The sequence below is a fragment of the Rhodococcus sp. T2V genome (assembly GCF_029269925.1).
In the GTDB taxonomy this organism is placed as follows: Bacteria; Actinomycetota; Actinomycetes; order Mycobacteriales; family Mycobacteriaceae; genus Rhodococcus_F; species Rhodococcus_F koreensis.
This window is the reverse complement of the sequence record NZ_JARJBD010000172.1, coordinates 1-9,433: the sequence shown is the minus strand read 5'-3', so window position 1 is coordinate 9,433 and position 9,433 is coordinate 1. Positions and strand designations below refer to the sequence as shown.

The following is a 9,433-nucleotide window of genomic DNA, read 5'->3' as shown; positions in this document are numbered from 1 at the left end:
CCATCACGCACGGCGCCTTGATCAAGGACACGTGGCGCGACGGAAACAACCGGGTCGTAGCGGCCGTGGACGCCGGGAAGCACACCTGGACACCACGCCAAGAGGTCTACATATTTCGACCCTCAGTGACCTGAGGTACTGCCCCGACTGGCCCGGTTGCGGTACCGGCACGGACGGCGTCGCCCACTGCGGCCAAGGTGAGCGAGGCAGACGCCGCACACCTGATCGAGCCGCACCTCCGCCTCGTCGACCTGATCAGCGACGGGATACAGCCACCAGCGCGAGCTACCGTCCGCCGGCGGTGGTCGAGCAGCTCGCCGAGCGGACCGGCGTCGCCGATCGGTGAATCGGCGACGCAAACCGCGAGGACCACGCGTGCCCTCCATGCGCCGGTCACCGCAGACGGAAACGTCCGCATCAACACCGACGCCCTGCAAATCGCCCTGCTCATCCCCCTCCTCGCCGGCCTCGTCGGGGTGGTCAATTCGTTCCGCATGATCCGCATACCGGAGCCGGCCCCACCGGCCTCCGACGAAGGGCCCGATGCGGACTGACTCGCCGATACCCACTGCCGTGCAGTCCTGGTCCAGGATGACGACATCGGGCCTGATCAACGAGGCACCGATGCTTGCGCCACCGATCTTCTCGTTCCTGCCGCCGGTCGGTGACGGGGTCGGCACCGTGCGCTGTGCGACGAGGGACGCGTGTGGTCTCGGGTCAGAGTCCGGTGTCGGCGGTGATCCGGCCCGCGGTGATGGCCTCGACCAGTGCCGCATGGTCTCGGGTGTTCTGTTCGGCATAGGTGTCGGCGAATTCTGCTACCGCCTCGTCGAATTCGACGTCGTCCCCCAGATAGGCGGCGATCGCGATCCGGTCGCCCCCGCGGGCGTGTGCGTAGGCGAGGGCCCGGGCACACGTGCGCCCGTACTGCATCATGAGTCCCGGTGACTGGGTTTCGACCACCGCCGACCCCTTGCCGTCCCGCAGTTGCCGGATGTAGAAGTCGTGCTCGACGCCGTCGACATCCGGACCGCGTTCCCAGCCCAGGAAGATGTCGCTGGCGGCCTGCATCAACCGTTGCCCGTGGACGACTCGTTCCCCCTCCGTCGCGAACGCAGGGGCCTCGACGTAGGCCGACAGCACCGACGGTTTCGCCTCCTTCATCTGCAGGAACAGCGGATCGCCGTCGTCCGCCCCCACCATCAGCACGATCCAGGTGCGGGTGCCCACACTGCCCACCCCGACCACCTTGCGGGCAAACTGCACCACCCGGAATTGGTCGTAGAGCGGGCGCCGATCCCACTGCAGGGTCTGGGCGTAGGCGCCCAGTCGCCTCTGCAGGTCGTGGTACAACGCGTCGAGGTCCCCGGCGGCGTACAACTCCTCGACCGGGACGATCAACGGCGGGGAGCTGACGATCCGCCTTCGGCCGTCCACGACCGTGGTCAGTTTCGACAGCGCCTGCACGCTGTCCCGGCTGCGAGCCTTCTCCAGGGCGGCGCGGACACGTTTCTGCTTCGCCTTGCCGAGCTCGTCGCGGAGCTCGGTCAGCTCCGCCGTGGGCTCGATGTGCGAGTACCACACCGCCAGATTCCCCAGCTGCGCCTGCCGGACCATGATGTCGCGGTATTCGGCGGCGCAGGCACGGACGATCTTCCGGCGTTTCTTGCCGGAGAAACCGTTCGCGTTCGCCGCGACCGCCAGGCTCGCGACCAGACGTTTGACATCCCATTCGAAGGGACCCGGATGGGTCTCGTCGAAGTCGTTGACATCGAACGCCAACTTGCGTTCCGGGGTGGCGAAGAGCCCGAAATTGCTCAGGTGCGCGTCCCCGCACAGCTGCGCGCGCAGTCCCGTGCTCGGCGCGTGGGACAGGTCGTCGGCCATGATCGCGGCGGCACCCCGGTAAAACGCGAAGGCCGTGTCCGACATCCGCCCATACCGGATCGGAACCAGTTCGAGCACCCGGTCCGCGGCCTGCCTCTCGAGCAGACCCACCGGATCGCGACGTTCGGCGACATGATGCTCGGCCAGCGCCGCCGGCGGAGTCTCCCGGCGGGCCTGCGCCCCACGTTGCGCGCGTTCGGCCCGCCCCGGCTGCTCTCCCACCCGATCAGGTCCAGCAGGTTTCGACATCGCAGACCTCCTTCCGCAACCCACGCCGACACCACAGATCGTGACGGTGCGACGCACTCAGCATCACACGCCGGGACGCACCGCAGATCATCCGACGAGGATGAACCTGCTCGGCCGATCCCGGATTTCGCTGAGCCGAGTAGACGGGCGGCGGTGCACCCGCACACCCCGGGCACGGTCGGTGCCCTGCGCGGGATCTACGACGCCAGGATCTTGGCCTTCTCGGCATTGAACTCGTCTTCGGTGAGCACGCCCTGGGCCAGGCGGCCCAGGCACACGCACACGCACACGCACACGCACACGCACACGCACACGCACACGCACAGGAGACATCATGAACGACAACGACATCACCGAAACCACCTCCGTGTGGGAAGCGATCAGTAACACCCCCGGCGAGGCCTACACCCGGCAACTGCGCGCCGACCTGATGACCGCGATCCGCGCACAGATCGACCGCTTCGGCCGGTCCCAGGCCGTAGCCGCCGACAACCTCGGCGTCACCCAACCACGGATCTCCAACCTGCACCGCGGCACACTCTGGCCTGCTCGACGACGGGGTCATGCTCGGCTGGTCAACCGGCGCTCTGCCGTGCCGACCGAAACACCCCCATCCGGTCGAGCGGCGTAGGTGGTCAGTGTGTGGTGCGGATCGGCGCCTCGTACCGGACCAACTCCGCCGCCACCCCGACGCGATCAGAAGCACCCGCACCTCCGCCCTGTCAGCCAGCGTCGCACCTTCCCCAAAGTGGCCATGCTGTGTCGACGTGAGTTGACGGACGAGTCGTAATTTCCGGCCACAACCCCGCCTGGGCGAAGGACCGCTGGGTGTGGTCACCTGACCTGGGCCCCAGTTGGTTTGATCGCCGCACGAATTCTGGTCCCGGCCAGGGGTGTCGGTGCAACGGCGAAGCGCATGTGGGTGTGTCAGGGTTGAATGGCCTGCGCGGACACCGTGGCTGTCAACGCCCCCACGTCGCCGTGCAGGCCGATCTGCAACGCGCCGGCATTCCAGCCGTGGCCTGGGTAATCAACAACTCCCTCGCTGCCGCTGACCCGACCTGCGCCTGAGTTCGTTCTCGGTGTGGAGTGGGTTATCAAGCCTCGATGACGCCCATCATGCCGAGGTCTTCGTGGTCGAGGACGTGACAGTGGTAGACGGTGCGGCCGGGGTAATCGTCGAACGCCACGCGGACCGTCACCCGGCTACGGGCAGGGATGTCGACCACGTCCTGGCGGATGATCTCGGTGACCACCCGTCCGCCGGTGCGCAGCAGTTGCATCGGCCACACGTGCAGGTGCAGCGAGTGATCCATGGGGGAATTGTTGACGAGGGTCCATTCCTCGACGGTGCCCATCCGCACCGTGTGGTCGGTGCGGTCGGGATCGAATTCTCGGCCGTCGATCGTGAACCGCATCCCCCCGGCATCCATGCCCATTCCCATTCCCATTCCCGCGTCGAGGGTGAACGTCGCGGTGGCGGCGACGGTTTCGCGTCTGAGGTCGCGCGGTGTGGGCTGCGGGGGTAGCGGCGCAGGTTGCGGGCCGGCAACACCCGAGACCTCCACTGCGGCGAGGATCGTCTCCGTCGCGTCCTGGCCCCGCGGCGGGATATCACGCATGCCGGGGTGTCCCATGCCCATGGCACCCCGATCGACTGGCAGCGCCAGCAGCTGCGCCGATCCCGCCGTGGTGGACACCACCAGGTCGGCGCGGTTCCCACCGGCCAGCACGATCTCCTCGACCGGCCGCGGCGCGGGGAAGCGGCCCGAGTCCAGGCCGAGCAACTGCAGGTGTTGCCCGTCCAGTCGAAGCCGGAGGTAGCGGCTGACGCAGGCGTTGACGATGCGCCACCGCTCCCACGTGCCGGGTACGGCAGTGACGGTCGGACGGTGCTGGCCGTTGACCAACACCAGATTGCCTTCCCGGCCGAGCATCCGGTCCATCATCGAGGCGGGAGCGATCCGACCGGCACTGTCGAGAGTCAGATCGGAGATCACCAGCACCCGCTCCCGGGTGACCGGAATCGGCTCGGGGTCGTCGACGATGATGGCCCCGTACAGGCCGCCGAAGATCTGATCGGCGACGAGGCCGTGGTGATGCGGGTGGTACCAGTACACCCCGGGCAGGTGCGTGTCGGGCAACTGGTATTCGTAATCGAAGTCCTGGCCCGGCTCGATCCGCAGGAACGGGTTGTCGCCATTGCCCGCCGGGGAGACGTGCAGCCCGTGCAGGTGCAGGTTGGTCGGCTCGGTCAAGCGGTTGCGCAGCCTCACCCGGAGCCGGTCGCCGGGCCGGATACGCAGGGTGGGGCCGGGTACGCCGCCGTTGAACCCGAGGACCTGAGCCCGGCCCCCGGCAACCGGGAGGTTCCCCTCGGCCGCCTCCAGTTCGATCGCGAGTTCTCCGCCGGTGCTCGAGAGCACGCTCGGTTCGGACAGTTCCGCACCGGCCGCCGCGTCGAATCGGGTGCCGCGGCTACCCTTCCAGACCAATCCGAGCCCGCCCGCGAGCACACCGGCCAGGCCCAGGCCGCCGAGCTGCAGTGCGCGGCGGCGGCTGATCGGTTCCATCAATCGCCGCCGTCGAGCATGCGTCGCCGGTCACGGAACTCCTCGGCGTCGATCTCACCTCGGGCGAAACGCTCCTCGAGGATCTCGCGGGCCCGGCCCTGCGCCGGCGGCGCGGGGTGCCGGCCGGTGCGGTCCGCGAGGTGGCTGTCGGGTCGAGATGTTGCGCGATACAGCAGCAGTCCTCCGACCACGATCAGCAGCACCAGCCCAGCCAGCAGCAGCGCACCGAACAGCCACATACCCCAGCCGCCACCCATGCCCCCACCGCAGTTGTCGTAGGGCATTTCCCGCCTCATTTCCTTCCGAGGTACCTGGTCGGGCAGTGACACGCACCGGTCGTCCTCGTCACATCCAACGATAGGCCGGGGATCGAGTGTGCACGTGTGCCTGACCGATCGGCGTCTTGCTCAAGCGCACTGGTTGGTCACGCCTGTACGGCGAGGGTTTCGGCGAGGTCGGCGGGATCGGCATGGGTGTCATCAGTCCCGGCGCGGGTGCGGCCGGTGTTGCCCTCTGGGCAGCGGGCGAGAGCGGACCCCGGGGCTGCGCCGATGATGCGCACTACTTGGCCGAGGGCCTCCCGGCGGTCGTGTGGGCGCAGGGCGAGTGCGCGCATGGTGATGTGGTTGCGGGTGTGGGGCCACGGGTGGGGCTGGGACAGGATGTGCGCGCGCTCGAGGTGCCTCCACCGCTCGGTGTCCTCGGTGGTGCTACGGGCGGCGGCCATCTCGGTGGTGTAGGCATCGCGGTCATGGCGTGCCCTCCGTCGACTCGGCGGAACGAGATTCGACGAACAGGGCGTCGCAGCAGGATCACCCCGCAGGTGAGGGGCACCGGCGGCGACGGCGGCGATCCCGGCGCCGTTGAGCCCGAGCAACATCACCGGCACGTACCCGTACCGGGCGAGCAACTGCAGTGGTGTGTGGGTTCGGGTGGGCGCGGTCATGGGATCGAGTCTGGCCGGTCAGAGATTCGGTGCGCTTGAACGATTCGGCTGCCGATCCGGCCTCATCGGTGGTCAGGAGAGTCGCGTGCACGACTTCTCGGTGTTCTCCCGGCTCGTATATTCGAGTTTGGCACCGGTCGAGAGCCCTGTGCACGAGAGCTCTGCGGGGTGAGGTGGTGACGACAACGGCGGAACGGGCGTGAAGGAATCGTGAATCCGCTGACGCGAGCGCTCCGGTCACCGGCGAGTATCTCAATGCAGGATTGTGGCGTCGACCAGTATGTACGTGGCGACGGTGAAGACGAGGTAGGCGAACCACCGTTGCAACCGGCCGGTGTCGACGCCGGTGCCGAAGTGGCCGGCGAGAAGGGATCCGGTGATCGCGGTGCCGGCGAAGATGCCGGTGATCGACCAGTCGATACTCGCTCCGCTCAGGTGCGAGAGCAGCCCGGCAGCCGAGTTCGCGACGATGATGACCAGTGAGGTGCCTACGGCGATCGGCATTTCCACGCCGAGCATCAGGACCAGGGCGGGAATGATGAGGAAGCCGCCGCCGACACCGAACAGGCCGGTCAAGAACCCGACCGCAAATCCGGCGGGGATGGATCGGGAGACGCAGCGGCGCCAGTTGATCCCGGAATCGCTGGCACGACACGAGGTGCCGATGCTATCGCGGTCGGCGAGCATGCGAACCCCGGCGACGATCATGACGGCGGCGAAACCGACCAGGACGACAGGCTGCGGTAGGAGCCGGCCGACGGCACTACCGACGAAGGTGGCGGGGATGCCGGCCGCGGCGAAGATACCGGCGAGGCGCCATTCGATCCGGTGTGCGCGGAGTTTGGGGACGGCGCCGACCGCGGAGGCGGCGCCGATCACGATCAGCGAGATGGGTATCGCCTGTTCGATGTCGAGTCCGAGACCGTAGACCAGGGCCGGTACGGCCAGGATCGATCCGCCACCGCCGAGCAGACCGAGCAGGACACCGACGATCGCCCCGAGGGTGAGTGCGACTGCCAGGGTCACGATCCTCCTTTCGATTGGCCCGGTCGGGTGAGCCGACGGATGTCGGGCCTGCGATCGGAGGGTGGTGATCGCAGCGCAAGGTTGCCCGTCTGGGGGACGGGCACGTCGGTGTTCGGCAGGCGCCGAGGCGCCCGAAATGCACTTGTCCGGGACGCGGGCGGGGTCAGGCGAGCGCGAGGAAGAGTTTTTCGAGTTCGGCTTCGGTCATCGGTTCCTTGCCTTCGGCGGCGTCGCCGGTGAGGCATTCGCGTAGTCCGGTTGCGACGATCTTGAATCCGGCGCGGTCGAGGGCTCGGGAGACGGCGGCGAGTTGGGTGACCACGTCCTTGCAGTCGCGGCCGTTTTCGATCATCGTGATGACTCCGGCGAGCTGTCCTTGGGCGCGGCGCAGCCGGTTGAGTACCTGGGCGATGGTGTCGTCGTCGCCGACCATGGGGTGATCCTCTCGTGGGGACCGCTGTGCGGTCGGGTGTCAGTGTCCGAAGAGTGTGCGGAAGAAGCCCGGCTTGGACTGTGCGGCGTGTTCGGTGCAGGTGCACCGTTGGGGTGCGGGCACGGCTCGCATGATGTTGTCGGCGTGCTGGCCGCAGCCTCCCCAGGTCGTCTTCCCGCACGTCGCGCAGGTCACCGGATAGCACATGATCGTTCTCCTCTGAATTTCTCTTCTTGGGCAACAGGATTCGGGTATCGACGCACCGAGGGCTGCGTCGAGGGGAACGGGATCCACGATCGCGGGATGCTCCCGTTGTCGGGGACGGTGGTCGATCCGTTGAATCAGGTGGCGGCCCGATGCTCGGCCCAATCGTGGTAGCCACCGACGAGGTCGCTGACGTGCTCGAGTCCGTGGGCGCGCAACAGCGACGCAGCGACACTCGACCGCCACCCACCGGCGCAGTGGACGACGAGCGGACGGTCGGTGGGCAGCTCGTCGATCTGGGTACGCAGCTGCGCCAACGGGATCGGCACGGCACCCGGGATGACTCCGCCGTCCCGCTCGCCGGGGTTGCGGATGTCGATCAGGGTGACGGCGTCCGCGGCGAGCAACCGATCCAGTTCCGCGGCCGTGGTGCGCGGTGCCGCCTGCACCAGGTCGGTCAACTCCGGGGGGAAGTCGGCGGCGTCGACGTTGAGGTAGCCGGCGGCGTGGTCGGAGCCGATGCGGGCGAGCCGCATGGCCGCGTCCTGTTCCTGCCCGGGGTAGGTGATCAGCGCGATCCGGGCACCGATGTCCGCGACCATCCCGCCGGTTTCGGCGAAGCGGCCGTCGAACCCGACGTTGACCGACCCGGTCAGGTGCCCGGCAGCGAAGTCGTCGGGGGTGCGGGCGTCGAGGACCCGGGTGCCGGCGGCGAGTTCGGTACGCAACCCGGCGGCGGCCAGTGCGGGGATGCGGCGGTGCTGGTCGAGCAGGGGGCGGGTGGTCTTGTTCAGCGTGACGTCGTCGGCGAAGTAGGCCGGGATCGCGGGCTGACCGTCAGTGATCAGGGCGACGAACGCGTCCTCGCTCATCGGTTGCACGGACGGGTTGGTGCGCCGCTGTTCGCCGATCGTGGAGGTCAGCTCCGTCGACAGGTTTTTCCCGCAGGACGAGCCGGCCCCGTGGGCAGGCAGCACCGTGACGGTGTCCGGCAACCGCAGCAGGGTGTCGTGGAGGGTGGAGTACATCGCCCGGGCGAGGTCGGTGGTGGTGCCGTCGCCGAGGTTGGCCAGGTCGGGGCGGCCGACGTCGCCGATGAACAGCGAATCTCCGGTCAGCACCGCGGTCGGCGGTGCCTGCGGCCGCTCACGGACCAGCAGGCTGATCGATTCCCAGGTGTGCCCGGGGGTGGCCAGGACCTCGACGTCGACCTCACCGAGGTCGACGTGCTCGCCGTGACGCAGGCGCCGGATCGGATAGTCGGTCTCGGCGGCCTCGCCGAACCCGATCCAGGCGCCGGTCGCGTCGAGCAACTCGAGGTGCCCGGACACGAAGTCCGCGTGGAAGTGGGTGTTGATCACACCCTCGATGGTCAGCCCGTGGCGGTTCGCGTCGGCAAGGTAGTCGGTGATGTCGCGGCGGGGATCGACCACGATCGCCCGCCCGGTGCCCTCGTCGCCGATCAGGTACGACGCGTGCGACAGACATTCGATGTAGTACTGCTCGAGAATCATCCGGCTACCTCCACTCGGATCCGGTTTCCGTCTATGACAATCACCGTGACATATACCCCCCGGGGTATTCAAGTACCCCCGGGGGTATGTGACGGAGTAGACGAGAGGGGCACGTGTTCAGACTGACCTTGCCCGCGTCCGCGGCGAATCGACGCAAGGTCGTCGAACCCTGGATCGCCGGGGATGGCGAGTTCGGCATAGATCACGCGCGTGCGCGTGACGTCGAACGGGTCGAAGACGGAATCGAGAATGATGGTGTTGCTCAACGACAGCCTCCCGTGCTCGGATCAGACACCTGCGGCGCCCTGATCGTTCTCTTTGCCCTGCTGGCAAGGGATGTTCCCCGGCTGCCGCCGATCCGACTCGGAAGGCCAGCAGATCAAAATGCACTTCATCAGGGCGAAGCGCCGCGGAGCTCGCATCTGACGGTCTCGAGACTCGTGGCCAAGTCTCCGCTGGGATGGCCGCTCGGTGTCCAGTTGGCCAATTGAGATGCATTCGACGTGGCAGGCATCCGATGCTGCTGCCAACGTGCGTCCTTTCCCGTTCTCCTCCGTCTGTTCTGGTACCCATCCCCACGGATCAAGGAGTTCACCATGAG

At 67.7% G+C, this 9,433-nt stretch carries 12 protein-coding genes and 2 pseudogenes; 2 read left to right on the top strand and 12 right to left on the bottom strand.

Features of this window, described 5'->3' with window-relative positions; genetic code table 11:
* Window positions 1–197: 197 nt before the first annotated feature.
* The gene (locus P3H15_RS51735; protein WP_276144447.1) at window positions 198–554 is read left to right on the top strand and encodes a hypothetical protein; all 357 of its coding nucleotides are present in this window, start codon (window positions 198–200) and stop codon (window positions 552–554) included.
* Window positions 555–717: 163 nt separating this feature from the next.
* On the opposite strand, the gene P3H15_RS51730 is transcribed toward P3H15_RS51735, so the two are convergent.
* Complete coding sequence (locus P3H15_RS51730; protein ID WP_276144445.1) at window positions 718–2,136, bottom strand: DUF2252 domain-containing protein; 1,419 nt, start codon at window positions 2,134–2,136, stop codon at window positions 718–720.
* Between the two features lie 197 nt (window positions 2,137–2,333).
* A complete protein-coding gene (locus P3H15_RS51725) occupies window positions 2,334–2,414 on the bottom strand; it encodes an SHOCT domain-containing protein (RefSeq protein ID WP_276144446.1) in 81 nt (26 codons plus the stop codon).
* Window positions 2,415–2,470: 56 nt separating this feature from the next.
* Between P3H15_RS51725 and P3H15_RS51720 the strand changes: the two genes are divergently transcribed.
* A complete protein-coding gene (locus P3H15_RS51720; protein WP_276144444.1) occupies window positions 2,471–2,767 on the top strand; it encodes a helix-turn-helix domain-containing protein in 297 nt (98 codons plus the stop codon).
* A 466-nt stretch (window positions 2,768–3,233) separates the two neighbouring features.
* On the opposite strand, the gene P3H15_RS51715 is transcribed toward P3H15_RS51720, so the two are convergent.
* From P3H15_RS51715 to P3H15_RS51670, 10 genes and pseudogenes are all read right to left on the bottom strand, one after another.
* Complete coding sequence (locus P3H15_RS51715) at window positions 3,234–4,709, bottom strand: multicopper oxidase family protein (RefSeq protein ID WP_276144443.1); 1,476 nt, start codon at window positions 4,707–4,709, stop codon at window positions 3,234–3,236.
* Window positions 4,709–4,993, bottom strand: a complete 285-nt coding sequence (locus P3H15_RS51710) for a hypothetical protein (RefSeq protein ID WP_276144442.1) — start codon at window positions 4,991–4,993, stop codon at window positions 4,709–4,711. The genes P3H15_RS51715 and P3H15_RS51710 overlap by 1 nt, the downstream gene beginning before the upstream one ends.
* A 140-nt stretch (window positions 4,994–5,133) precedes the next feature.
* A pseudogene (locus P3H15_RS51705) lies at window positions 5,134–5,451 on the bottom strand (DUF3703 domain-containing protein); the annotation flags it as partial.
* A gap of 84 nt (window positions 5,452–5,535) precedes the next feature.
* Window positions 5,536–5,655, bottom strand: a pseudogene (locus P3H15_RS51700) (sterol desaturase family protein); the annotation flags it as partial.
* 252 nt (window positions 5,656–5,907) lie between these two features.
* Window positions 5,908–6,681 carry a sulfite exporter TauE/SafE family protein gene (locus tag P3H15_RS51695; RefSeq protein ID WP_276144441.1) on the bottom strand — a complete coding sequence of 258 codons (774 nt, stop codon included), beginning with the start codon at window positions 6,679–6,681 and terminating at the stop codon, window positions 5,908–5,910.
* Between the two features lie 163 nt (window positions 6,682–6,844).
* Window positions 6,845–7,114 (bottom strand): metal-sensitive transcriptional regulator, encoded by a 270-nt coding sequence (locus P3H15_RS51690; protein ID WP_276144440.1) that lies wholly within the window; start codon window positions 7,112–7,114, stop codon window positions 6,845–6,847.
* A 39-nt stretch (window positions 7,115–7,153) separates the two neighbouring features.
* On the bottom strand, window positions 7,154–7,321 hold the full coding sequence (locus P3H15_RS51685; RefSeq protein WP_276144439.1) for a hypothetical protein: 168 nt from the start codon (window positions 7,319–7,321) through the stop codon (window positions 7,154–7,156).
* Between the two features lie 134 nt (window positions 7,322–7,455).
* Window positions 7,456–8,832 (bottom strand): rhodanese-like domain-containing protein, encoded by a 1,377-nt coding sequence (locus P3H15_RS51680; RefSeq protein ID WP_276144438.1) that lies wholly within the window; start codon window positions 8,830–8,832, stop codon window positions 7,456–7,458.
* A gap of 68 nt (window positions 8,833–8,900) precedes the next feature.
* Entirely contained in the window at window positions 8,901–9,098 is a 198-nt protein-coding gene (locus P3H15_RS51675) for a hypothetical protein (RefSeq protein ID WP_276144437.1), read from the bottom strand.
* A gap of 21 nt (window positions 9,099–9,119) precedes the next feature.
* Window positions 9,120–9,433: hypothetical protein (locus P3H15_RS51670; RefSeq protein ID WP_276144436.1), on the bottom strand; the 314-nt coding region annotated here is incomplete at its 5' end.